The sequence below is a fragment of the Aminobacterium sp. UBA4987 genome, from assembly GCF_002396985.1.
Lineage (GTDB): Bacteria > Synergistota > Synergistia > Synergistales > Aminobacteriaceae > Aminobacterium > Aminobacterium colombiense.
Genome location: NZ_DGZF01000009.1, coordinates 234,457 through 259,522, shown reverse-complemented (window position 1 = coordinate 259,522; position 25,066 = coordinate 234,457). Strand labels below are relative to the sequence as shown.

24 protein-coding genes, 1 pseudogene and 1 riboswitch are annotated in these 25,066 nt (G+C 47.2%); of the genes and pseudogenes, 4 read left to right on the top strand and 21 right to left on the bottom strand.

What is annotated here, in order from left to right; all coding sequences use genetic code 11:
- The 5 genes from B2U56_RS05310 to miaB all read right to left on the bottom strand — a co-directional run.
- The coding region (locus B2U56_RS05310; protein ID WP_286952673.1) for a tRNA-dihydrouridine synthase at nucleotides 1–217 on the bottom strand (217 nt) is incomplete at its 3' end.
- Nucleotides 198–965: a type III pantothenate kinase gene (locus B2U56_RS05305; protein ID WP_273015663.1), complete on the bottom strand. Its 768-nt coding sequence runs from the start codon at nucleotides 963–965 to the stop codon at nucleotides 198–200. The genes B2U56_RS05305 and B2U56_RS05310, both read right to left, overlap by 20 nt.
- Before the next feature lie 35 nt (nucleotides 966–1,000).
- Nucleotides 1,001–2,404 carry a ComEC/Rec2 family competence protein gene (locus tag B2U56_RS05300; RefSeq protein ID WP_286952672.1) on the bottom strand — a complete coding sequence of 468 codons (1,404 nt, stop codon included), beginning with the start codon at nucleotides 2,402–2,404 and terminating at the stop codon, nucleotides 1,001–1,003.
- Nucleotides 2,405–2,418: 14 nt separating this feature from the next.
- Nucleotides 2,419–3,051 carry a helix-hairpin-helix domain-containing protein gene (locus tag B2U56_RS05295; RefSeq protein WP_286952671.1) on the bottom strand — a complete coding sequence of 211 codons (633 nt, stop codon included), beginning with the start codon at nucleotides 3,049–3,051 and terminating at the stop codon, nucleotides 2,419–2,421.
- Nucleotides 3,044–4,366: a tRNA (N6-isopentenyl adenosine(37)-C2)-methylthiotransferase MiaB gene (gene miaB / locus B2U56_RS05290; protein ID WP_286952670.1), complete on the bottom strand. Its 1,323-nt coding sequence runs from the start codon at nucleotides 4,364–4,366 to the stop codon at nucleotides 3,044–3,046. The genes B2U56_RS05295 and miaB overlap by 8 nt, the downstream gene beginning before the upstream one ends.
- 154 nt (nucleotides 4,367–4,520) lie before the next feature.
- Here miaB and B2U56_RS05285 point away from each other — a divergent pair, with 154 nt between their 5' ends.
- Nucleotides 4,521–5,003 (top strand): hypothetical protein, encoded by a 483-nt coding sequence (locus B2U56_RS05285; RefSeq protein ID WP_286952669.1) that lies wholly within the window; start codon nucleotides 4,521–4,523, stop codon nucleotides 5,001–5,003.
- Nucleotides 5,004–5,081: 78 nt separating this feature from the next.
- On the opposite strand, the gene B2U56_RS05280 is transcribed toward B2U56_RS05285, so the two are convergent.
- The 16 genes and pseudogenes from B2U56_RS05280 to B2U56_RS05205 all read right to left on the bottom strand — a co-directional run bounded on the left by B2U56_RS05280 (nucleotide 5,082) and on the right by B2U56_RS05205 (nucleotide 22,376).
- Nucleotides 5,082–5,837: a transporter substrate-binding domain-containing protein gene (locus tag B2U56_RS05280; protein ID WP_286952668.1), complete on the bottom strand. Its 756-nt coding sequence runs from the start codon at nucleotides 5,835–5,837 to the stop codon at nucleotides 5,082–5,084.
- Between the two features lie 167 nt (nucleotides 5,838–6,004).
- A pseudogene (gene rd / locus B2U56_RS05275) lies at nucleotides 6,005–6,196 on the bottom strand (rubredoxin); the annotation flags it as partial.
- Nucleotides 6,197–6,262: 66 nt separating this feature from the next.
- Nucleotides 6,263–7,369 (bottom strand): M24 family metallopeptidase, encoded by a 1,107-nt coding sequence (locus B2U56_RS05270; RefSeq protein ID WP_286952667.1) that lies wholly within the window; start codon nucleotides 7,367–7,369, stop codon nucleotides 6,263–6,265.
- A 15-nt stretch (nucleotides 7,370–7,384) separates the two neighbouring features.
- A complete protein-coding gene (locus B2U56_RS05265; RefSeq protein ID WP_286952666.1) occupies nucleotides 7,385–8,365 on the bottom strand; it encodes an AIR synthase-related protein in 981 nt (326 codons plus the stop codon).
- A gap of 5 nt (nucleotides 8,366–8,370) precedes the next feature.
- Entirely contained in the window at nucleotides 8,371–8,922 is a 552-nt protein-coding gene (locus B2U56_RS05260; RefSeq protein WP_286952665.1) for an epoxyqueuosine reductase QueH, read from the bottom strand.
- Nucleotides 8,923–8,929: 7 nt separating this feature from the next.
- Nucleotides 8,930–10,876 carry a transketolase gene (locus tag B2U56_RS05255; protein WP_286952664.1) on the bottom strand — a complete coding sequence of 649 codons (1,947 nt, stop codon included), beginning with the start codon at nucleotides 10,874–10,876 and terminating at the stop codon, nucleotides 8,930–8,932.
- 131 nt (nucleotides 10,877–11,007) lie between these two features.
- Complete coding sequence (gene alr / locus B2U56_RS05250) at nucleotides 11,008–12,126, bottom strand: alanine racemase (RefSeq protein ID WP_286952663.1); 1,119 nt, start codon at nucleotides 12,124–12,126, stop codon at nucleotides 11,008–11,010.
- 108 nt (nucleotides 12,127–12,234) lie between these two features.
- Nucleotides 12,235–13,626, bottom strand: a complete 1,392-nt coding sequence (locus B2U56_RS05245; RefSeq protein WP_286953105.1) for an alanine/glycine:cation symporter family protein — start codon at nucleotides 13,624–13,626, stop codon at nucleotides 12,235–12,237.
- Between the two features lie 269 nt (nucleotides 13,627–13,895).
- Nucleotides 13,896–15,047 (bottom strand): glycine/sarcosine/betaine reductase complex component C subunit alpha, encoded by a 1,152-nt coding sequence (gene grdD, locus B2U56_RS05240; RefSeq protein WP_286952662.1) that lies wholly within the window; start codon nucleotides 15,045–15,047, stop codon nucleotides 13,896–13,898.
- 19 nt (nucleotides 15,048–15,066) lie between these two features.
- Nucleotides 15,067–16,596 (bottom strand): glycine/sarcosine/betaine reductase complex component C subunit beta, encoded by a 1,530-nt coding sequence (gene grdC / locus B2U56_RS05235; RefSeq protein ID WP_286952661.1) that lies wholly within the window; start codon nucleotides 16,594–16,596, stop codon nucleotides 15,067–15,069.
- 81 nt (nucleotides 16,597–16,677) lie between these two features.
- The gene (gene grdB / locus B2U56_RS05230) at nucleotides 16,678–17,985 is read right to left on the bottom strand and encodes a glycine reductase complex selenoprotein B (RefSeq protein ID WP_286952660.1); all 1,308 of its coding nucleotides are present in this window, start codon (nucleotides 17,983–17,985) and stop codon (nucleotides 16,678–16,680) included.
- Between the two features lie 25 nt (nucleotides 17,986–18,010).
- The gene (gene grdA, locus B2U56_RS05225; protein WP_083775795.1) at nucleotides 18,011–18,487 is read right to left on the bottom strand and encodes a glycine/sarcosine/betaine reductase complex selenoprotein A; all 477 of its coding nucleotides are present in this window, start codon (nucleotides 18,485–18,487) and stop codon (nucleotides 18,011–18,013) included.
- 49 nt (nucleotides 18,488–18,536) lie between these two features.
- Entirely contained in the window at nucleotides 18,537–19,826 is a 1,290-nt protein-coding gene (locus B2U56_RS05220; protein WP_286952659.1) for a glycine/sarcosine/betaine reductase component B subunit, read from the bottom strand.
- Between the two features lie 27 nt (nucleotides 19,827–19,853).
- On the bottom strand, nucleotides 19,854–20,171 hold the full coding sequence (locus B2U56_RS05215) for a thioredoxin family protein (RefSeq protein WP_213700424.1): 318 nt from the start codon (nucleotides 20,169–20,171) through the stop codon (nucleotides 19,854–19,856).
- Between the two features lie 79 nt (nucleotides 20,172–20,250).
- Entirely contained in the window at nucleotides 20,251–20,658 is a 408-nt protein-coding gene (locus tag B2U56_RS05210; RefSeq protein WP_286952658.1) for a GrdX family protein, read from the bottom strand.
- A gap of 102 nt (nucleotides 20,659–20,760) precedes the next feature.
- Nucleotides 20,761–20,878: riboswitch (glycine riboswitch) on the bottom strand.
- A gap of 160 nt (nucleotides 20,879–21,038) precedes the next feature.
- Entirely contained in the window at nucleotides 21,039–22,376 is a 1,338-nt protein-coding gene (locus B2U56_RS05205; RefSeq protein WP_286952657.1) for a sodium-dependent transporter, read from the bottom strand.
- A 332-nt stretch (nucleotides 22,377–22,708) separates the two neighbouring features.
- Here B2U56_RS05205 and B2U56_RS05200 point away from each other — a divergent pair, with 332 nt between their 5' ends.
- The 3 genes from B2U56_RS05200 to hypE are packed head-to-tail and all read left to right on the top strand — an operon-like array spanning nucleotide 22,709 to nucleotide 25,033.
- Nucleotides 22,709–22,951, top strand: a complete 243-nt coding sequence (locus B2U56_RS05200; protein WP_273015116.1) for a HypC/HybG/HupF family hydrogenase formation chaperone — start codon at nucleotides 22,709–22,711, stop codon at nucleotides 22,949–22,951.
- Entirely contained in the window at nucleotides 22,908–24,086 is a 1,179-nt protein-coding gene (hypD, locus tag B2U56_RS05195; RefSeq protein ID WP_286952656.1) for a hydrogenase formation protein HypD, read from the top strand. Before B2U56_RS05200 ends, hypD begins: the two co-directional genes overlap by 44 nt.
- Nucleotides 24,038–25,033, top strand: coding sequence for a hydrogenase expression/formation protein HypE (gene hypE / locus B2U56_RS05190; RefSeq protein WP_349679261.1), 996 nt, complete (start codon nucleotides 24,038–24,040; stop codon nucleotides 25,031–25,033). The genes hypD and hypE overlap by 49 nt, the downstream gene beginning before the upstream one ends.
- The last annotated feature ends 33 nt before the right edge of the window (nucleotides 25,034–25,066 follow it).

Genomic DNA, 25,066 nt, shown 5'->3' with positions numbered 1-25,066 from the left:
CAGGTTCTTCCTTATGGCAAATCTCGAGCATATTCCCGGATTTAGTGTTGCTTCGCATCAGCCCCGCGCAGCTTACCATCTCTGTATGGGTTGCGGCTGCCCCGAGCTTTCTAAAAAATAGCCTCAAAGGAGGAATGGTTACCCCTGCCATGGGGGCTAAAATAAGAGGAGATTCAAGAGTTATGCCGCCTACCGCCTTAGGAAATGTTTCTTTCATATATGATTCGCAATCCTTCCAACGTTAGCCACTGATCTACCGTTTCAATGGTTTCTGATATTTTAGCAATAGCTTCCGCATGACCGCCGGTAGCTACTACTTTACAACGGGTACCCAGGCTTTCCCAGGTTTTACGTACAAGAAAATCCACGAGGCCGGCATTTCCGTACATAAGTCCAGCCTGTATGGACTCCATGGTGTTTTTGCCTATAACATTTAACGGAGCCTCCAGAGAAACCTGAGGCAATTTAGCAGTACGACCAAAAAGAGCTTCCATTCCAGAAACCAGTCCAGGGGAAATAGTTCCTCCAAGATAAGCTCCATCTGGTGAAATGATGTCGAGAGTTATGGCCGTTCCAAAATCAATAACGATAAGTGGTGCTCCGTAACGGTCTCGGCCTGCCACTGCGTTGACCAGACGATCTGCCCCAACTTCATGAGGGGCTGCGTAGCGCACTTCCATGCCCAGGTCGAGGGTGGAGGAAACTCGCAAACATTCAATGCCATTGAAATATTGCGAAACTCCCTCTTGAATGACACAGTCAAGGGAGGGAACGACACTCGATAAGATCGCCCCATGGATATCTTCATGAGGGATAGACGCGAATTGCATCAAGTTCCGCAAATATATTCCCAATTCATCAGAAGTGTGCCTTTCAGAAACAAGGCGCCAATGGACTATAAGGGTTTTTTGACTATAAACACCAACAACAGTGGTTGTATTGCCTACGTCTAAAACAAGCAGCATCCTCGTCACCCCCCAGGGGAGTTTTGATTAAAACATTACATCACTAGCCATAACATAACACATTGTAACAGCAATGATGCCGCCAGAGAATGCCTCCAAGAAAGCCTCAGGGAACGAGCTATCAAAAGAGGCAGAAGCCCTGCCGCAAAGGCAGTCCAGAAGGGAGTCCATGGAACATAGACCGGAATAAGCCGACTAATGGAATCTGCCCAGGTTTCCCAAAGGATAAAAAGTCCTTCCGCCCCTTGTGACGCCCAATTTCCCCATGGCAAAGCCAGAAGGGAAGGCAATGCCAAAAAGGAAGCCAGAGGATAAAGGACCCCGAACACCGGGCCGGCAGAAAGATTGATAACAATGCCGGCCAGAGGTACATCTCCGAAGATTGGCGCTGCCAATGGAAGGGTAGTTACCCAGATAGCTGGTCCCACACTCAGCCACCACACAGGGGAAAGGCCCCGTTCGAGGGCGGCAGCTATAATAAGAGCAGCCACCATGGAAAGCTGCCATCCCAGGTCCCAAAACCACCATGGGCGCCAAAAAAGGAGGGCCATTCCTGCCAAAGAAACAGTATTGACAGCTTGCGACGGCCTGCCGCGACATCGCCCAATAAGGGCAATTTGCATCATTAAAGCAGCTCTCAGAGCGCTCGGCGCTGCTCCGGCTATCAATACATAGCCCCACATTGCACAAGAAATAATAAATCCTCTTCCTAAGCATGAACGCAAAAGAAGGAGCAGGCCGGAAACAAAGAGGGAAACGTGAAAACCGGAAACAGCAAGAAGATGGCTTGTCCCCCACCTCTCATGCTGGCTGCTCAGCAAGGGCGACTTCATTCCTGTCCAGGCAGCTGCAAGATATCCCCGAGTGCGGGGGGGCTGAGTCAGGAGTATTCTTTTTACTAACATATTCCGCCAGCCTGACAGAGAAAACTGACGGCAGGATTCTATTTTCTTCACCTTGCCTATAACGATCTCGGCCACCGCCCCTCTCGCCCTCCAGTATCTATCTTCATGAAAAGAACGGTTTTTCGAAGAGGGAAGAGAGAGCATCGTTCCAGCTACCTCCACAGTGTCACCTGCAATAAATCCTTGTTGTGATGGTATCTTTGTCAGGAGTGTTCCTTTTTTAGTTCGTATAAGGAGGGCACGTCTTCTCCCCCAGGGGCGCTCGAGTAAAATGTACCCTTGCCCTTGAAATGTTTCCCCAGGATGAAGAAAATCTATAGAAAGCCTTGAAGAGATGTAGGCACTCCCAACCCCTGCGACAAGAACAACTAACGTAACTCCTTTCCAATAGCCCGGTTTTTCCTGAGTGGTAAAAAGGAGAATGAGTGCCAAAGTACCAGACATGGCTACAAGGGGAAAGATAAAAAGGGGTATTTCCTGTTGCAGTACCAAAAGAGCCAGACAAATGCCTGCAAGAGAGAATAAGGCCGGCATCCTGCCAGGAGCCGTCATTGATTCACTGTTACCATGTGACGTATTTTTTCAAATTTAGCCGGACCTATACCCCGAACTCGCAACAAATCTTCTATTCCATTGAATAACCCCTGGGATTCTCTATAATGCACGATAGAACCAGCTGTGGAAGGCCCTACACCAGGAAGAGCCTGCAGTTCTTCTTCTGAAGCTCTGTTTATGTTTACTTTTTTCACAGCTGAAGAATCTGAGTTCTGCCCCGACGATGGCGATGCCGGCTTTTGCATAGCGCCTTCCCCTTTGCCGGGAACATGTATATGCATCCCATCCTCTAGAGGGGTGGCAAGGTTGACTGCCTCAGGATCAGCTGATGATGCAAGTCCCCCAGCCATATCAATGGCATGATAAACCCTTGATGCCGGTAAAACATGGTAGACGCCAGGTCTTTGTACGTGTCCCGTAATATATACTACCCATTCACTGTTTTGGGGAAGAGCATCTGCTGACTCCTTTATTGCTGGTGAAGTTACAGGCAGAGCCCCAGCAACAACGGTAGGTGAACCAGCTTCCCATCGTCCCTTAAAGGTCACCATGAGAAGGCCGGCTAAGGCAAGACAGAGAACACCCGCCGCAAAAAAAAGCAGGGCTTTCGTTTTTTCATTAATCAATGATCGAAATCACCTCTCCATGAAGACACCAATTTTCTGCAGATGTAATGGAAACCAGGGCAAACCGGCCAATGAACTCTTCCGTCCCCTCCATTATTACTACTTTATCGCTAGGTGTCCGGCCCTGAACAAGAGATTCCCCCTTAGGAGCCCAGTCATCAATGAGAATTTTATATCTTTTACCAACAAGACCCCGGTTTATCTGAAGGGCAATCTCTGACTGTACCGCGTTTACAGTATTGAGCCGTTTCATTTTTACTTCCTGGTCAATCTGATCTTCCATTGTCGCAGCCGCTGTTCCTTCCCGTGGAGAATAAGCGGCCGTATGGACAAGGTCATACCTGAATTCATGCAAAGCAGCTACAGAAGCCTGAAAATCTTCTTCTGTCTCTCCTGGAAACCCTACAATAAGGTCACTTGTAAGGCCTACTTCGGGAAGGGCGTTTCGGATAACAGAAACTGTTTCTCTGTATTTGGCAAGAGTATATTTCCGATTCATTTTTTTCAGAATACGGTCACTGCCCGATTGAATGGGAAGATTTATCGATGGACAGATTTTAGGATGATGGGCCATCACTTCCACTATATCTGGAGTGAAATCCTTTGGATGAGACGTTACAAAACGAATAAGAGGCAATCCGTCAATGGCGGCTACATCCCGCAGGAGGGAAGAAAAAGTGTAACCATTCTTAAAATCCTGACCGTAACTATTTACATTTTGTCCGAGAAGGGTAATCTCTTTAACCCCATCCTCTACAAGTCCCCGTATTTCCACGAGTATATCTTCAGGAAGGCGGGATACAAAGCGCCCCCTTACATAGGGCACAATACAATAGGTACAAAAATTATCGCAACCATGGGCAATGGTTACATAGGCTTTCCATGGATTTACCCTCTCTATAGGAGGAACTGCAAGGTCTACAAAAGCCCTTGGGTCTTCATCAAGAAGGCTCACTCTCTCTCCTGCCATTACACGCTCAAGTGCTTCAGGAAGATCGCCGATATGGCGGGGACCACCCACCAGCCGCACCCATGGGAAACGAGTCATCATGGCACTTCCCAGGCGCTGGGCAATGCATCCTGTTACGGCAACAAAGGGTTTCTTTTTATCGCTCCAGCTCTCCCCATAACGGCCGAGTTCACTCCACACTTTATGCTCCGCCTTGGCTCGAATGCTGCAGCCATTAAAAATAACAACATCCGCTTCATTTTCTGGTGTTTCCTGCCAACCGTTTCGGATCAGGGCTGTACGAAGCTTATCGCCATCATAGACATTCATCTGACAGCCATATACTTTTAAAATAAAACGATACACAGGTATTCCTCCTGGTCATAGAAATTCTAATATTGTAACATGACAAATACTAAATTGGAAAATGATAGCATGATTTTAAGATGGACAAAAGGAAGGGGAACAACTTTTTTGATAGAATGGCAACAAAGGAGTATTCATGAAAGAAGGGAAAATAATGACACTTTTTCGCAAGATTATTACTTTAACTCTTATAACGCTCATGGCCGTATCAGGAACGGGTTGGGCAAAAGTCACAGATCTGCCAGAACTGGAGGGATGGGCAGGCGGCCCCCTTTTTTCTCAGCCTCTGACAGCTCCCTCAGGGGATTATGGCATCTGGCTGAAAAGATCCTATGTCGCACAAAACAGACGAAATTTTGACGTCATTTTGCTCTCCGGTACCGGAAGTGGCGATCTTTACCTCCCAGATACCCAAATTGACACAAACGACCGCCCCATAGGTTTTGGCGCTACGTATCGAACCCTTTCGGTAGAAAAATATGAGGCCTTGCTTGAATGGTATCCCCATATAGGCGGTGCCCTTTCCGTCCGCCTTCCTGAACAGACCACCCTCATTGTAGAGAGCAAATGCCTTTCTGAAGATGAACTTATAGCGATAATGAAAAAAATCATCACTGAAGTAGAAAAGACCTTATAAAAAGAGGAGAAACTGTGAATTAGAGCAGTTTCTCCTCTTAAACTATCTCTCTTTAAAAAAATTTTTACAGTGATAAACTTATTCTTCCATCCACTTCTTTTCCAGTTCGGCAAGAGTTCCGGATTCTTTAAGTTCATCTAGAGCCTTATTGACTGCCTCAAGGAACTGGGGATCGTCTTTGCGCAGCGCAAGGGCCATGCCTTTATCAATGCGAAGTTCGAAAACCTGTTTGAGCGTTCCTGTAAAATCTTTGTTCTCCTTCAGGTTTTCTTTCGTTACCGTTCCGTCTACTACGGCAAAATCTGCCCGGCCAATAAGGACTTCCCTGAAGGCGTCGTCAGTTTTTGCAAAACGTTTCACTTCTTTCAGATCAAGCTGAGTTACATAAACATCCTGAATTGTCCCCATCTGAACGGTAGCAATTTTTCCCTTCAAATCCTCTTCAGCAGTTATACCCGTCTCTTCAGCCTTAACAACAACTGCTGAGGGTGTAATGTAATACACATGGGAGAAAGCAACTCGCTTGGCCCGCTCTTCTGTTGCACTCATTCCCGCTGCTATAATGTCGATTTTTTTAGTCAATAGTGAAGGAATAAGGGAATCAAAGGCTGCATCTACAATTTCCACCTTTTTCCCTAATTTTTCGGCAACCATATTAATAAGATCGATGTCAAACCCAACCACTTCATTCTTAACATTTCTAAACTCAAAGGGACGGAAAGTGGATTCCGTTCCAACACGAATTACGTCTTTATCGAGAGCAGACTCAGCCATAGCACCAGCAGCACTTACAAATACAAAAATAAAAGCAAGCAGAACCACTAATTTCTTCATAACCCTTCCTCCTCATATAAACTGAAGTTGAATATGTTCAAAAATTAAAACATTTGTTTAACGCCGCTCTATTATAGTTTATAAAACGAAGAAGTCAAGAAAAAAGGAGGGGCAATTCCCCCCTCCTTTTTATTAAAAAGACTTCTCTTTACAAGGCAGATTGAAATTTATTCTTCGGGCTCGAACATATCCTTTTCCACAGCACAGACGGGGCAAACCCAATCATCCGGAAGGTCTTCAAAAGAAGTTCCTGGGGCTATTCCGTTATCGGGATCTCCTTCTGCAGGATCATAGATATAACCACAAACAGTACAGACGTACCTTTGCATGCCTTTCCCCTCCTTCATGGTATAGCTAAAGTGTCCACCACATTATATCTTTGACTCTCTTCAAAATGCAATATCTAAAAGGATCTCATTAAGATGTTAGAGAAGGAGCAGGCTCTGTTCCAAATTCCCTGACAGCCGTTCCGCTCCTGACTCTGTAATGAGATAATCGTCTTCAATACGCATGCCACCGAAACCTGGAATGTATATTCCTGGTTCTACTGTTATCACATCGCCAACCTGAAGAAAGTCATCTGACAATGGCGATAATCGTGGGTTTTCATGAATTTCCAACCCGAGCCCATGGCCAAGACCGTGGGTAAAATATTCTCCATAACCCCCATCCGCAATTATTCTTCGGGCTATTCCATCAATTTCCTTACCACTTGCACCAGGCTTTAAGGCTATAGCAGCTTCTTTATGGGCATTGAGCAAAACCATCTCTATCTCCCTGGCCCTGGTGTCTGGTTTTCCGAGACAGAAATTACGGGTAATATCTGAAAGATACCCACCCACCATGGCTCCAAAATCAACGGTTACCCAGTCTCCCTTTTGGAAGCCCCTATCTGTAGGTACCCCATGGGGAAATGCGCTTCTAGGACCTGAAGCAACTATGAAACCATGATTTCCCCAACCGCCTTCAGCGCCAAGTTTTTTCACCGTGTATTCAAGAAGAGCATCAAATTCCTTTTCTGTCATTCCCTCTTTGACCTGGGCGACAACAGCTCTATAGGCATTGGAAGCTATCATTCCGGCTCTTTTTATCAGATCTGCTTCATCGCTGTCTTTTGCGCGCCGCAACATTGGCAATAGTTGAGAAGCGTCTTTCCATTCCACGTCCTTTACCAAACCCTGGATCTGTTCGAAAGTTTTGGCTGATACTTTCTCTTTTTCCAAACCAACGCGTCTGCAATCTTTTTGTTTAAGAAGATCGCCCATGGCCTCGACCAGTGATCGCTCCCCCTGAGGAATCAGTGTAAAGAGCGATTGCTCAGAGGCCTGGGTCATATAGCGGCCATCTGTAATAAGACAGGTTTCTTGCTCGGTTATAAGAACGCCAGCGCTGCTTCCGCGAAACCCGGAAATATAATAGACACTCTGCCAGTTAGCGCTTTCAAAGACAAAAAGGACTACCCCGTCTATGGCAAGAGAAGGAAAGGCCTTTCGCAACCTTTCTGTACGGCGGAGAATATTTTCTGTTCTCAATAATCGCGCCTCCTTCTACAGGGCAAGGAGTCTCCAAAGCTCCTCTTTGCTATTGAGCTCACAGTTTCCTCGTCCTTCTTCTACTATTTTCCCAATAAGAGCTGCTGGAATCTGTTTCTCCTCAAGTCGCTTCAAGGCCGTTTCAATCTTCTCTTCAGGGACGACCACCACAAGCACACCCGAGGAGATAAGGTGGTAAATATCCGCACCTAAAGTTTTTCCTACTTTACGGGTCAAGGGGTGTACTGGGATAGCCTCCATATCAAGATGGAGATTCAACCCGCTTAAACGGCATATTTCTGCCAATCCTCCGAAAAGCCCCCCCTCTGTGGGGTCATGCATGAAACGGGCTAGATCCCGCACAGCTGCAGCTTCGTTCAAGACTGAAATAGAGGATATCCACGACGTGATGCTTTGTATTTCTGCATCGGATAAATGGGGCTTGAGAAGGTCGGGACGATCATGGGCAAGTATGGACATTCCTTCAAGCCCTACATGCTTTGTCATGATAACGCCATCTCCTACGCAAATATCCGTTGCCCGATAAAGATAGGACGTTTGCCCCATCATGGTTCCCACTACTACCGGTTTTTTATATCGATCTGTCAGTTCCGTATGCCCGCCTATCACTGCGATCCCCATTTTCTTACACGCATGATGGATCTCTTCCATGATCATTCTGGCGAAGGGAAGACCCTGCTCCACAGGGATAATAAGGGTAATGATAAAATAAGCCGGATCACCGCCTTTGCAGGCAATGTCGTTTGCATTTATATGGACGAGAAAGGTTCCTGCACCCTTTGAAGCTCCCACTATGGGGTCAGAAGAAACAGCTAAAAGTTTCCCTTCTGGAAAACGAATAAGAGAGGCGTCTTCGCCTATGCCGGGACCTACGAGGACATCCGGCCGACTGGCTCCGCTGAATTGCAATATATGTTGTTCAAGAATGTCTGGTGGAAGTTTTCCTACAGGTAACTTCCTTAGTCCGTCCTCCATAAAGGTCATCTCCTCGTTTCTGTAGTTTTAGCGCTGTAAAAACAGCCGCAATAGTTCTGACGGTATAGGCCCAATTCGTGACTTGCCTTGACGGACCGCACAAAACCATTGTTCTTTCTCCATACCTTGTGGAGCCAACGCAGCCCATAACGGGTTGCTACGGCCTCTCCCAAAGCATTGATTCTTTCCGGATCCTTGTGGGGACTTATAGTCAACGTGGTGCACAACCAGGAACAAGAGAGTTCTGCCGCCTTTTTTGCCGCGCCTTCCAACTGAAGTTCAAAACATAACGCACACCGCGCCCCTCCTTCAGGCTCAGAAGCCAGAAGGGCCGTTCGTTTAAACCAGATCTGAGGGTCATAGGGTTCTATTGCCAGTGGGCGCGACAGGGAAGAGGCAAGTTTTTCCACTGCCTCTTCCCGTCGTATATATTCTGCTTCAGGATGAATATTATGGCCATAAAAGTACCCCGTTACATCGTATCCTTCTTCTATGAGAGCTGTCCATGGAATAGTCCCATCTGGAGCACAGCAAATATGAAGCAACAGGCTCTTCATCCTATATTTATTTCCTCTCCTTCAAGCAAGCCTCCGCTTTCGCCGCTATGCTTGCTCCATCAAGGCCCATCGCTGCCACAACATCTTCTGACCTGCCAGAAGCGCCATAAGAACGGACTCCAAGAGGAACAAGTTTTCCATGGAGATTCCCTTCCGCCATAGCCAAGGCGAGACTTGCACCTAAACCGTTATGGTAGTGATGATCTTCCACCGAAAGGATAAGGCCAGTAGCAGATGCCTCTTCGAGAGTCTTCTGATCTATTTCAAGGGGCGTAGCGACAGAGAAGAGTTTGAAGTTCAATCCTTTATTTCGGAGTAGTTCCCATGCTTCAAGGGCTCTCCACGTCATTGCGCCAAGAGCAAAAATGGCTCCATCTTCTCCATCCCGAACCTTGGCGGCCTTTCCATATTCAAAGGAGTAGTCACCAGCGAAAAGAGGTTCTCCCCCTTCATTGGTAATAACAGGGAGCTTGCTCCTTCCCATGGCAATACATACATTTCCTGCCTCGCGGAGTGCCCATCGCGTAGCCCGGTCGGTCTGGTTGGGGTCGGCGGGGACCAGGAGTTTCCATCCAAACATATTCCGCATCAGGCCAACGTAATCAATGGCTTGGTGGGTCATACCGTCTTCTCCTACATCCAGACCCACATGGGTTAATGCTAGTTTGAGATTTGTTTTGTTAATATCATTCAATCGCTGCTGATTATACACTTCACTCAGGCCGAACACGCCGAATCCGGCCCAAAGGCTGGCCACGCCGGCTACTGAGGCTGCTCCTGCTGTCGTAGCCGTGGCGTGCTCCTGTATGCCAGTCTGAACAAACCATTCCGGACAGTTTTTTGCGAAATCCGATGTTTTGACCGATCCGGCCAGGTCGCAATCGAAAACAAGAAGGGGCATACTCCCCTCTCTTTTATAATTTAAAGTCCCTACATCTGCCAAAGCGTTTCCAAAAGCCGATCTATTGTCAGTCTTTTTCTCGCTGCCATAGGTACGAGGTTCTCCATAAAGGAGGTTGTTTATCGTAGAAACGATCCTCCTCCCTGAAGGGACAGAGCTCCCACGACGGGCTTTAGCCTTTTCAAGGTAGTCTGGGTCCCCACCAAGTTCCTTTACAGCCTTCTCATACTGGTCTCTGTTTGGCGCCTTTCCGTGGTAGTCAGGAATCCCTTCCATATAGGAAACACCTTTCCCCATTTGAGTATGACAAATTATCACTGTGGGAACTTCGTCATTTACACCATCTCGCAAAGCCGCGTAAAGTTCTTCAAAAGAATGGCCGTCGCATTCTAAAACTCCCCAGCCGTCAGCTTCCCACAAGGCTCTCACATCTACAGGCATTACTTCTTCTGTTCGGCCGGAGATCTGAATATGATTGTAATCGATAAGAGCGGTAATATTTGAAAGCCCTTCTTTAGCCGCGATGCGGCGAGCTTCTGCTACTTGCCCTTTTGTCTGCTCCCCATCGCCCATCAAAACAAAAACCCGGCCATCGTGGGCTCTAGCCTTCTGAGCGAGAGCGAAACCTACTCCCGCTGCAAGCCCCTGTCCGAGGTTTCCGCTTCCCCAATCTATGCCCGGAACATTTCGCTCCACGTGCCCCTGGAAAGGACTTGAGCATAACCTGAAGTTCGCAACGGCATCAAGGGGCTTGAAAAAACCCCATGCGGCTAATGTTGCGTAAGCCCCGGGTGAGGTATGTCCATGGCTGATAACCACATAATCACGATCGGCACTATTACAATTTTCTGGGGTCAGATTGGCAACTCCGTATGTTGTCAAATACATTTCCAAACTGGAAAGAGAGCCTGCAGGATGGCCGCTTTCTGCAAGGGTCACCATTGTAAGAACATCTATACGGGCCTTTCGGGCTGCTTCTTCTAGAAGTTTTACGTTTTCATGGCTCAACGACTCTACGGAAAAATCGCGAAGAGACGGTAGATTATTCTCCATTGATATTAAGTCCTCCTTTGGTCTGATTACTTGTTAGATTATATCCATTTTTTCCATTTCGGCATACTTTATATGTAAAAAAGAGGCTGCCCTTTTTTGAGGCAGCCTTTACTCTCATTATTCTACGGTAATCAACGAATGTAGACCCTTGGGACCCTCTTTGAGAACATTATGGGAATTTCATAGTTTATGGTACCTCGCGCCGGAGCTATTTCTTCCGGAGTAATGACTTCCTCCCCCTGCCGGCCAATAATTACCACCTCATCGCCAACTTTCACATCTTCTATATCAGTAACATCGATCATTGTCTGATCCATACAGATATTTCCCACCATGGAAACCCTTTTACCGTGGACAAGAACTGGAACTTTCATAGAAAGGCATCGGGAGAAACCATCACCGTACCCTATTGGTAAAACAGCTATTCTTTCTGTTCCCCGTGACATATAGCGAAGTCCATAGCCCACTCCGCTATTAGAAGAAATTTCTTTAACAGCTGCAATGGCTGTTTTAACTTCAAAAGTGGGTTTAAGCTCGATGGGCCTGATACACTCGCTTGAAGGATACATGCCATAGAGAATAATTCCCGGCCTGACGGCATCAAGATGTTTTTCTGGAGAATTCAAAACGGCAGCGCTATTGCAGACATGGCGCAAAGGAATTCTTACCCCCTTGCTTTCCAGGAAATGGTAGACCTTCATATAACGGGCAAACTGCTGATTTGTATAATCGAGACGTTTCTCATCTGCTGTAGCAAAATGAGTGAAGAGTCCTTCTATCTTTATGCCGGGCAATTTTAAAATATCGTCAATGATGTCTGGAACCTGATCTGGCAAAAACCCTATTCTCCCCATTCCCGTATCGATCTTCAGATGAAGCATGGCGGTTTTACCCTGATTCACCGCTTCACGGCTCATAATTTGAGCGAAGACCGCATCTGTTAGGGCTGCTGAAATGTCGTATTTAACATAGGCTGATGCCGCGTCGTAAGGAGAGGGACCCAGAACAAGAATAGGGTCATTTATCCCCGCCTCTCTCAGTGTGACCGCTTCATCAGGAGTCGCCACTGCAAAGCGTTGGCACCCTCCCTCTATAAGAGATTTTGCCACTTCTACAGCACCGTGACCATAAGCATCCGCTTTCACCACTGCCATGATCTGGGGACCAGCTCCCACATGCTGCCATATTGTCTTAAAATTAGACTGAATGTTAGCCAGATTGACCTCCATCCTCGTTGGGCGAAGAAACACAGCTATTCCCCCTAACCTTTTCTTAGTTTTTATTACATAAGACAGGGGCGGTTTTACCGCCCCTGTCTCACATGATACAAGAGTTGAGCAATTTGTCAAAATCTCAGTTTATTTAAGCGCTCCGGATTTTCTTTTTTCGTCAAAATCTTTGACAAGACGACGGACTTCGTTTGAAAGCAGCAGCAAAGCCACCAGGTTAGGAGCCGCCATGAGTCCGTTCAGAGTATCAGAAAGGTCCCAAAGGTTTGCTAGGAACGCAGCAGCGTCGCCGAGAAGGGTTCCGCCGGAAGCTCCCAGGAATATAAAGATGATCCAGAGAATTTTCATGACGGGAATCACTTTAGGTCCAAAAATATAGGTTGCGCCTGTTTCGCCGTACCAGTACCAGCCAAGAATAGTGGAAAAAGCAAAAAGAGCCAATCCTACAGAAAGAATCATTGTTCCTACCCCTCCGAGCACGGACTGGAAGGCGGAAAGTGATAACTGGGCACCGGACAGTTCGGGGTTTCCTGTAAGAACACCACTTGTCAATATAGCCAGGGCTGTCAAGAAACAAATAACGATAGTGTCCACAAATACTTCGAATAAACCATACATGCCCTGGCGAACAGGATGGTCAACAATTGCAGTGGCGTGAACCATGGGAGCGGACCCTAACCCCGCTTCATTGGAGAAGACGCCCCGGGCAATTCCCTTGGTCAGAGCCATTTTGATAGACCATCCAGCCAATGCGCCTGGCATGGCCATGGGATCACTGAATGCGTATTTGACTGCACTGGACACTGCTGCCGGAACTTCTCCCAAATTAACAAAGACAACGATAATGCCACCGATAATGTAGAAAATAGCCATGAAGGGAACAAGATAGGTTGTAACATCAGAGATTCGTTTTAATCCGCCAACTATAACAAGAGCAGTTAAAATAGCAACGCCTACACCAGTCCACATTTGTGGAATTCCGAAGCCGAGGAAAAAGCCTTCAGCAGTTGAGTTGGCCTGAACCGCGCAGCCAATACCAAAGGATGCCAAGAATGCGAAAAGGGCAAAGAGCCATGCGAGCCACTTTTGTTTGGCGCCCTTTTCAAGGATATACATAGTGCCGCCCCGCCAGCTCCCCAAAGCATCTTTTTCGCGGAAATGGACAGCCAATATAACTTCGCACATCTTTGTTGTCATACCAAAAACAGCGGAAATAAGCATCCAGAAAAGGGCCCCAGGTCCGCCTAAATGGAGGGCTGTTGCGACTCCGGCAATGTTGCCAGTTCCAACAGTGGAAGCAAGTGCAGTTGAGAGGGCGGCAAAAGACGAAATGGTTCCCTCTCCTTCTTTCTTTTTACCAATATTCCCAAATACTTCTGTAAACATAAGAACAAAATACCTTATCTGCGGGAAGCCGAGAATCAACGTAAGATAAACGCCAGTTCCCACTAATAGAGCAAGCATCCATGGTCCCCACACAATACCATTAATAACCCCGTTCAGTTTCATAATAGCGTCCATTGATGCAATTCCCCCTTTCGTCATGAGAGAAAGCCTGTTTCTTACATTATTCGTTTCTCTCTGCGCAAATACACCACTTTAAGTGATACATAAAGCAAGGAGCGAAAAGCATGTGCTATACTGAACTTTACATCACCTCCTACATTTCGTTAGATTTTAAACAATCTAAACTTATAAAATTATATCACTAAATTACGCATAAAAAAACGGGATAATGATTTCTCATTATCCCGTTTTCCTGTTTTTATTGAACCATTTACAAAAATGTATTACAAATATCCGTTTGCCTTCAATATCTCTTTTGCTTTCTCAGTATATTTTGCTGGCAATTTAACTACTGGGCCAGTACAGCCCATGGCTGACTCAGCATAAATCTTTTCTTTCCAGAGAACTCTCACTGCATCCTCTATTGAAAGAACATCTATACCGTGTATTTCGTCGTCAGTTGGCTCTGCTGGGGGAGGGGTTATCACCTCAGCCGCGGCTGAAGGCTTGGGCTGCAATCCGGCAATAATGTCATCAAAACCCGCACGCTTCGCTTTCGCCATTTCCTCAGCTACTTGTGCCGGAAGGTTACCATGAACAGCAGCAGCATTATAGGCCAGGGCGTTGGCTATGACAGGTGCGCCTGAAGCCCTTGAAATGATAGAGATAACATGGGGCCAGCCTTCTCCGGCTGAAGGCCCATACCCCCAGCCAAGAGCTTCATAGGTCCCCCCTGAGTTGAAAGAAGAAAACATCTTCATTAGAACGTTTCCCGTCAGTGTATCTGCCACACAGACATCAACAGCTCCAGCAAGGATGTCATTTCCTCTAAGTAGTGAGCCTCCATCCTTCCGAATGCTCGTGCCAAAGGTAATGTCATACCCCTTTTCTTTTAATTGGCTCAGGGCCCTGAAGACGAGCTGTGCTCCTTCTACGTTCAGGATACCCACTGTGGGATTTTTCTTACCTATGGATTTTGCCACCGCTATTCCGTAGATGGCATTCCTAACCATGGCTTCCACCCTTTGTATGGCAGAGGTACCGGTAGAAGAAGCAATGATCATATCTTTTCCCTTAGCAGGCGTTACAACCCGCCCTATGGTCGTTACACCCATGGGGAAGGGATAGTGCATAGCCACCGCCCCTTGGATAACTCCCTCCTTAAGGGCTTTTTCCATTGCCGAAGCGACGTCCGCATCACAATTAGGAGTTTCGATCCACTCTAGATCGTCATATCCAGCACATTTAGGTCCAATCATCACAACCTTAACGTTAGGATACTGTCCCTGAGCCAGAAGACCAGCTTGTGCCAGTTCTTCCGCTCCATGTTCACTACCAGTTGCCATAAGTCCGACGCTTATGCGTGGTCCGCCACTTATAGCAGTTTCTACTATTTCAGAGAGCGCTTCTCCGACTAGATGCCTGATCTCACTCATACAGCTCACCTCGCTCCTTTTACTGGAGCTTTTCCGTGATCTCAGAAAGAACCTCGAGAATCAGCGCTTTCACATCTTCCTTGCTCACGGCAGCTCCAGCACCGCCGCTGCTCGGCTCTATAAAGAAAGAAGCTCCATCAGCCAGATTGGTCAATCGGGCAAGGAATAGACTTCCTTTGCCGATGATCATAGCCCGTTTCATAGTTCCGGCCTTTATTGCTTCACAAGCCGGGCCAACAAAAGGTACTCCTGATGGGATATGTCCCTGTGTATGAGCATAGCCTTTGAGGCCTTTCTCATTTACAAAATCCATCATATCTGCTTTTTCTATAGCTTTTTTCATCACTGCCAATGCTGCAATCATCTTAATACTGGCTAGAGGGACATCACCAGCCCCTGCAGGAAGAGTAATTTCAGGAATATGAAGTTCGGCAGCGTATTTATCTACATCTGCAAAGGAGATACCAAGCTGCTGAAGGGGTTCGTAGACAAGGGCGGAGGTAACGGCCTGGGGAGAAGCTCCTGATCCCACTGAGTGTTTCCCTACGGCATCAAGGCGCATGACCGGGTTTGTCCCATCGTCAGGAACGAGAAGGACTGCAAAGTTCCCAAGGCAGTCTTCAAGGGCAGGCATGCCTTTTTTAACGTGATCGCGGCCATTCATATAGAGTTTTGGGATAGCCCCGCCCGCTACGACAACACAGTTCTTTCGGAGACCTGAAGCAACCTGTGATGCCGCCGCAAGCATGGCATTTACGGGGCCGGCACAAAAGCCTCGAACGTCGCAACCACTGGCATTGGCGCATCCGGCAATCTCTGCAATGGCCTTGGCAAAATTGCCGCCTCCCCGCTGGTTCATATCACCAGCAGCCTCCTCCGAACATTCGATAACAAAATCGATGTCTTCTGGAGCAACTCCCGTATTTTTCAACAGATGAAGAAGAGATAGAACGCCACCAGCCTTGCAGGCGATATTCTCGAGTAATACATAGGGGAAAAGACACTCATCCACTTCGTGACCGCTTCGTGCGCATCCCACTACCTTGTTGTTGAAATAAAGGGGCAAAGCTGAATGTTTTTCAACTTCATTCTCGATCTCAGAAAGATCGTGACCAGCCTCAAGCCTGGCGAGGACGTGTTCATTGATAACAGGATCCAGGCCCAGCTTCTCTTTTATTGAAGCGGCAAAATCCTTCTCAAGCCAAATGATGTCGAATACGTCGCATATATCAATGAGTCCAAGGAATTCATCCTCAGGCATGATTTCTCCAAATTTACCGTAACGGCTAGACCCTGTCAAACGATTCTCGATCCAGGGCTGCTGCTTCGCCTCAAACTCTTCAAGGGTGATGCCGCCGATATAGGCCTGGTTTGGGGCAAAATCCCTTGCATCTTCAAAGGACTGCATATGGTTGGGCAGGGCCTTTAAAAACTCGCTCTCTCCTTTATGATGGTGTCTCTCTACGTAAGGGGTATTACCATAATGGAGACCAAGTTCGGGGGCATGGTTAAGGCAGTACGCGTAACCTTTAATACCAACACTGGACATGGCTGCAAAAACCTCCTCATTCGCATTCTCTTATAATAGAGGGGCCCAGGGTGAACCCTGGGCCCTTTGTTACAGTTAAAACTAGTCTGTAAAGACTGTCTGTTCGTCGATTTCTGTCTGAAGGGCCTTTAAAGCTTTCTCTACAAGGTGCCGACGAAGTTCCTTTTCTTCAGCAAAAGGCTTCGTTGGGTCACCAAGTGGATGAGGAATAGCAATTGCGGGTACTATTCTGTTGGCTCCAACAGTTAAAGAAATAGGAACTATTGTACATACGTGAACAACCGGGAAACCGGCACGTTCAATTTCTTTTACCATCGTTGCACCGCAACGAGTACAAGTTCCTCAGGTAGATGTTAAAATAACCGCGTCGACGCCGTCTTTCTTAAGTTTTTCAGCAATTTCGGCACCGAAGCGCTTTGCGCTGGCAACGGCTGTTCCGTTACCAACAGTTGTATAGAACTTATTGTGAAGCTTCTTGAATACTCCCGCTCTCTCCATTTCTCTCAAGACGTCCACGGGAAGAACACGGTCAGCATCCTGGTCTGCGTAGGTAGCATCATATCCGCCGTGAGCAGTGCAATACTCATCAGCTGTAAGATCATCTACTCCGGTAATGTCATATTCGCCATATTTACTGGCGCTGGAAGCTTCAATGTGATCAGGGTTGCCTTTTGGACAAATGCCGCCGGAAGTAACAAGAGCTATTGTGGCATTTTTAAGGTCTTTAACGGCAGGTTGAGGCGCAACCCTATCAAAAACAGGCATAGGATACTCTGTAGTAAAGGGCTTGCCCTGCAGCTTGGCCACAAACATATCAACTGCGCGCTCAGCAGCAAGTTTTTCGTAGAACTTGTTTACTCGAACACCGCGCTCATGGTAACCCTCTTCTGCGGGAAGACCGATCTTTTCTCCCTTAAGCTGCTTAAGAAGAAGTGCAGTCATGGCTGGAACTGCTTTGCCCATACCACGAGCACTGTCGGCAGCTTCTACAATGTAGAGGTTCTTTCTGTACATTTCTACGCCGGGGTTTTCCTGGTACATGGCGGAAACTACAGGAATACCCAGTTCCTTAGATACGGCAGAACAAATCGCTCCACAGGCAGTGCCATAACGACCAGCGTTAAATGCCGGGCCAGCTACAAAAGCATCGGCGTTGCACTGCTTGACCATATCAAGAATTGTTTTTGTTGCTTCTTCCATATTGGAAGCAAAGTATGTATCTCCGCAAATGACGGTAGCGATAACCTCAGCTTCCCCTTTAAATGCAGCGTTAAGGGCCATACCCGGACCTACTACACCTTCACGAAGTTCCGGCTGATAGTCTGCCTTTTCCTCACCGCCAATTCCTGCGAAGAACTGATTTATATAATGAACGACACGGTAAGTCATATGCCCCCCTCCTTTCATTAAGGATTTACAGCGTATGCTGGCTAAACTGTTCTCTCATAGATTTCACAGCAGCGGAAAGGGCTTCTGGATCCAGAACCATCTCCATCATACTGATTTGATCTTCCCAAGCCGCTTCATCGGCTTCATCACGAATTTCCTGCTCAAACACATGGTAGACTGGGAGTCCCAACGGAACTCCTGCCAAGGGACCTGCGAATGTAGGGTCGCCGTTCGTTACGGTCTCTGCATAAATTTCTGCGCCTTCCGCATCGGAAGAACCAAGAATGACCACAACGTTTTCAGCACCGTACTTTTCAGCAGCATCTTTAACACGCTGCTGGTTCTGCAGATCCATGGCTCCTGCAGCCGTTCAGACGAAACACTCGGTTACTGAGAAGATAACCTCAGCACCGCTGTTTTTGAAGCATGCTTCCATGGCAGGTCCCGGCACGCCATCGCGCTCACCGAGAAAAAGCACTTTTTTTCCAGCCAATTTGCCCATGCTTCACACCTCCTTCTTAATATTTGTTTTAAATTTTTTAAATAGCTTATTAGATTGTGTAGGCTCCAAGCTTTGTATAGCCAAGCTCGCTTGTTGCGCCAAGAATTGCCTGCAGCTCAACAGTGATCGTGCCATCTTCAGCAAGAGAACCCTGCCAGCCGCCAGCAATGACATTTGCTTCTTCTGGGAAGCCAATGACTTTCTCCATGGGAGGAAGTACTATTACTTCATTGGCGTTACCAGCAGTAACACAGGCGTCCCCCTCTTTGCAGGAATCGGCAAGAGACTGGCTTGCGCCATCCTGTCCGGCATATTCGTCTGTAAGAAGAGTGGTCTTGATGCCCGCCCGCTCAGCTTTCCAGCAGTTCATAACAAGGTCTGCATCCGGATTGCCAAAACCTTCTTCGGAAATGAGAAGACCATCTACGCCAAGGGTTCTGGCAAGCTTGACTGCGTAGGAAGAGCTTCTCTTTTTATCGCCAAGAGTAACGTTCTCGTTGGTAATGATACAGCCAATGAAATTGAAGTCTTTTCCGTGCCGATCAAACATAGCTCTGATAATCGGATTGTTCATGTGGACATAGGAGTTGTTCTTATCACAGGCTGAAACGCAGTTTCCCGAAACGATAGCTCCATCAAAGACCTCTGTGGGATTGATGAGTGTCGGGAGAATCTTTTTAGCGTCGACACCATAAACGTAGGTGTCGTGAAGAAGTCCCTGGGACTGGAGCATGTAAAGGTAAGCCACTTTCGGAAGCTCCGGGTAGGCATTCATAGCCTTATCAAAGGACGGAAGCTCAAAGGCCTCCACTTCATCAGCCTTAACCTCTTTACAGCTCTGGGCGAGATAGACAGCTGCCTTAAGACCGGCCATACGGCATGCGGCTTCGTGATCATGCTTCTCAAGACCTTCTACAGGAGTAAGGACAAGCACGACGTTGTTGGTCTTGGAATAAGGCGTGTACTCTGCGCCAGGGCCCATCATATCAATGATGCCTTCCTGGAAACGGACGATCTGCCCGGTTGTCACAACGGCAGCACCTTTCAGAACGAGGGTTTTGCCTTCGCCAACGGTGTCTACATCGCCGACAAATCCGGGGAAAACTTCATTGGAACCCTCAAGAAGTTTGCATCGGGGCTCGATAACATCCTTCACTGGAAGAATGCGGACGCTCTCGCCAGGCATGGCAAGATCGACATCCACCTTAACAAGGCGTTCGTCACCGGAAAGCTTGGCTACGAGCTCTTCTTTATTGACATAAAGAACGCCGTCTTTAACAGTCGTCTTGTCACCCCACGCAAGTTTATTGACTTTTACGTTATGGAGTTCTAATTTCAAATAACTCCCCCCCTTTCGCGGATTTGCTTACAGCAGTTTCTCTACGTTTTCTTTGATTTTTTCAAGAGTAACCTCAGCACCACTGATACGTGCAACCTCTTCTCCATTTTTCCAGAAAAGGAATGTGGGCAACCCCATCACCCTGCAATTGATGGCTACACGGCGATTCTGAGAAACATCGACGGAACAGAACTTAACTTTTCCTTCAAACTCTTCTGCCATCTTGTGGACATTGGGAAGAAGAGCCATACAGGGTCCGCATTTAGGGCCCCAGAAGTCAACCAGCACAGGAAGGCTGCTCTCCTTCACTTCTGCGTCAAAGTTATCTTTCGTCAACTCTACCATTGCCATACATTCTCACCTCCTTTCCGCGATTGTTAAAAATCTCACTATTGCGATAACACTAACCCCTATTTATCCCTGCCTATTCACTTGCAGAGAGAAACATTGAATACTTTTCCAGGCTTTCTTTTATGAGTTCCTTATCAAGAAATGAATAATCATCTATCATTTCATCTGCGAGAGACGAAACTAGTAGTATCCTCTCTTTGCAGGAATCATATATGGAAATGGTATTTTCAATAAGTTCAAGAGAATAAGTATCGACGTTGCTGGGCAATGCCCCAGATGGAGCCTGTAATAGGATGGAGCGAAATGGATGCTGGTAGGGACGCAAATTCCCATAGAGAGGGTGTGTTAAAAGAGACCAACCCTTGTGGATGTAATTGCGGGCACGAACAAGAACGTCGAAAGACGTTCCCTCTACTAATTCGACATTTTTTACTCTTTTGCAAAGAGTTCTATTATTTGTAACGAGGAGCATGCGACCCATCGTTCTGCCTCCTATATTACTACTATAGGTTAGACAATCTCTGTCGCATAGCCCCAAAGCGAACAACGTCTACAAGAAGGGCGGCTAACTATTCCAGAGACCCGTCCAGCCACAATCCTTCTGCCTGAGAGTTTCCATTTTCAGGCTCCCAAACCTGAAAACATTGCCCCTTCGGCGCCCCTCTACTTAATGTAAAAAAGGACTCTCTTGCGGCCTTCCTCCGGTAATCCGTAATGATTCTACACTATATAGCATGATAGTCAATAGCTTGTGAAACACCAAACTTTCTTCCTATTTGTTATATTATACAAAATACAGGGAGGGTTTCCCCTCCCTGTAGCAGGTTAACATCATATCTTTTCTTTAAATATGAACGGTTTTTACCACTTCAAGCCCTTCCAGAAAATAACAGCAACGGCCAAAGGAGCAATGGTTCTGCAAACCCAAATCCATGCATCCATCAGCCCAAACTGATATGTGCCGTCATTGGAAACCTCTTTTCGGGCTGATTCTGTCCACACCCAGCCTACAAAGAGAGCAATCAGCATGCCCCCCAAAGGCAACAGGACGTTAGAAGCCAAAAAGTCCGCAGCGTCAAGAAAGTCTTTGCCTGCAATCTTCAAGTTGCCCGCAAGTGATATAGAGGAAGGGATGCCCAGTATGAAAATTGCCAGGCCCATTAGCCATGCGGCTTTAGGACGCCCCCATCCCATTTCGTCAATAAAGTAGGCGGAAACAACTTCAAGCAGGGAAATGGCAGAAGTCAAGGCCGCAATGAACAGAAGTATAAAGAAAAGTGATGACCAGATCGGGCCTCCAGGCATTTGCGCAAAGACAGACGGCAATGTGACAAACGTCAGGCCGGGACCCGCTCCAGCTTCCACGCCAAAGGCAAAAACGGCTGGGAATATAACGAGGCCGGCGAGCAAGGCTACCATGGTGTCAATGAAGCAAATCTGTCCCACTGCGCTTGGGATCGTAGTATCTTTTGTCAGATAACTGCCATAGGTGATCATACATCCCATTCCCAGAGATAGTGAGAAGAATGCCTGCCCCAGAGCTGCCAGGAACGTATCGCCGGTAATTTTTGAAAAATCAGGTTTAAGGTAGAATTCCAATCCCTTCCCGGCACCCTCAAGAGTCACTGAGCGGACGATAAGAATCAAAAGAATGCCAAACAGGGCCGGCATTAAGACCTTGCAGTACTTTTCAATACCTTCTCCAATGCCGCGATAAACAACCCAAATGGTAGCCAGCATGAAAATGGCCTGGTATAGAATGACCTGGGGCGTGTTCGTAACAAAACCGCCAAATACATCTCCAGCCTTCCCTGCTGCGCCGGCCTCCATAAGCCCCGTCCACGTGATAATAAAATACTTAATAGTCCAGCCGCCAATGACAGCATAATAAGACAGAATAATAAACCCGGCTGCGACACCCATCCAACCCACTAGAGGCCAAACGCCCCCCTTGAGCTTTCTGAAGGAGCCCACGGCATTGAGCTGGGCACGACGACCTATGGCTATTTCCGCAAGCATAACTGAGAAACCGATAACGAAAACAATTGCTACATAAAGGAAAACAAAGGCCGCACCACCATTTTGACCGGTAATATAAGGAAACCTCCAAATGTTACCAAGCCCTACGGCTGAGCCGGCCGCTGCAAGAATAAATCCTATTCTACTTCCCCACTGTTCTCTTTCTCCATTATTGCTCATGTTCCGCATAACCCCCCTTTTTCATTTGGTTCTCTTTCACCAGCTCACGCCGGTGATCTCTCATAACCATCGACACTCGTCTATAAATAAATATGATATTTTTTCTCCCTCACCTCCCGCATGAATTTTCAGAAACGCTGCTTAGTATGCAAAATAGTAAAAATTGACATTATTCAAGAAATATAAAAGATGTTTTAATTATACATCAAGAGGTTAAAAATTGTAGTCCTTCATTGAAAAATACAGGATTGAAATATCCGATTGTTTTTTCTGTCCATTGCGTTAGGGGTAATATGGAGTAGAATTATACACTGAAAGGAGTGATTGGCAAGATGTGTCTTGCAGTTCCGCACACTATTGAAAGAATTTTAGACCATAATACCGTTTTAGCTACTGCCGGTTCTGTACAGGTAGAAGTTCGCGTTGACTTGCTAGACTCAGCTGATATTGGCGATACAGTGCTTGTTCATGCCGGATTTGCCATTGATAAACTTGAAGAAAATGACTCTATAGAATTACAGGCCCTCTGGAATGAAATACATCTCTTCTCAGAAAAAAGCCATGTCACCCTTTGATAAGGAGCCCGGTCAGATCAAAGCTTCTTATACGGCGCAGCATGTAATAGAAGCCATCGGCCAGCGTCTCTCAAAACCACTGACTTTCATGGAAGTTTGCGGCACTCATACGGTTTCTATTTTTCGCTCTGGCATTCGCTCTGTTCTTCCTCCAGGCCTTTCTCTGATCTCTGGACCGGGATGCCCTGTTTGCGTTACAGATCAGGGGGAAATAGATTGTGCCATAAACCTTCTCGACATGCCTGATATTACTATGGCAACATATGGGGACATGCTTCGCGTACCGGGAACACGAGGCTCTCTTTCAGAACGGAAAAGCGAGGGAAAAGATGTCAGGCTTATAACAAGTGCTGCCCAGGCTTTATCAATTGCCGAGGACAATCCAGAGCGTGAGATCGTCTTTCTGGCCGTCGGTTTTGAAACGACAGCTCCTGCCACTGCCGCAACCATACTAGAAGCTGCAGAAAAGAATATCACGAACTTTTCAATCCTTGGCTATCATAAACAGACGCCACCGGTACTTGAACAACTGGTCAAAGACCCTGATCTAAAGATTAATGGTTTTATACTGCCTGGCCATGTAAGTGTCATTTTAGGTCACGAAACCTATCGCTTTCTAGCCGATCGCAATGGCATTCCCTGTGCCATTGCAGGTTTTGAACCCATGGATATTCTTTTAGCCATAGCGGATCTGGTCTTTCAACATTCTAATGGAGAGGCAGCCCTCCATTCTCTTTACCCCCGTGCGGTGAGGCCAGAAGGAAACCAGAAAGCCCTGGATATGATTTCGAGGATTTTCACTCCTTGTTCCGCTCGATGGCGGGGATTAGGGCCCATTCCATCTTCCGGATACGCTCTGAAAGAAGAGTTTGCAGCCTTTGATGCCCTTCTGCGCTTTGGAATAACCATCCCCACTCCTAAACCGCCTGCAGGCTGTTGTTGTGGGGATGTGTTGGCTGGACACATAACCCCCTTGAAATGCCCTCTTTTTGCTGCTAAATGCACCCCCATGACACCTGTGGGCCCATGTATGGTTTCAAGTGAGGGATCATGTTCAGCCTATTATAAATATAATAGAGGAGGTGCATCCCCCTGGAAAAGGTCACCCTCGGCCACGGAAGCGGCGGACGACTAACACAAAATCTAATACAGACCATTCTTTCAGTTTTCCCTGAGCAGAACCTTACCTCAAACCTGGAGGATTGTGCTCTCATCTGGGGGAAATTTGGCGTCACAATTGACAGCTTTACAGTTTCTCCCAGGGATTTCCCTGGTGGTGATATTGGGGAACTAGCGATTTGCGGAAGTGCCAATGATTTGGCGGTACGAGGGGTGCTCCCTCGTTTTATAGCCATGAGCGTAGTCGCAGAGGAAGGGCTTCACATGGCTGAGCTCGCGCGGTATATGAAGAGCGCGGCCCGCATTTGCGAAGATCTTAACATTCAGCTGGTTGCCGGTGATACAAAAGTTGTTCCTAAAGGGCATGTGGAAGGTCTTTTCATTACCACCTGCGCTGTGGGAGAACAGATTACGGAAGAACCTTTGGGAATGGACCGTTTGCAATCGGGAGACAAGATTATTGCAAGCACATCCATAGGACGACATGGAGCGGCCATAGGCGCTAGTCGGTTCAATCTCAACCCAGAAGATCTGAAAAGTGACTGCGCCCCTCTCTGGCCAGCTTTAAAGCCCTTATTGGCCCTGAAAGGGTTGCGATGCATGCGGGATTGTACCCGGGGCGGATTAGGAACTGTTATGTGCGAGTGGGCAGAAGGGCGCAATATAGGAATCACCCTGGTGGAAAAACAGATTCCTATAAGGATAGCCGTACAATCAGTTTGTGATATTCTAGGCTTCGACCCTCTCTACCTTGCCTGCGAAGGATGCGCTGCCATTGCGGTAGCTCCTGATGACGCTGACAAGGCCTTGGAGCTTTTGCGAGAAAGCTCTCTCTGCGAGGAAGCCGCTGTTATTGGAACTGTGACAGAAGATCACGCAGGGATGGTGGCCCTTCAAACGGAAATAGGCGGAATGAGGGTTGTGGATATGCCTGTTGGTGAAATGCTGCCACGCATTTGCTAAAGAAAGTAACAAATATAAAAAGGGGAACTCTCC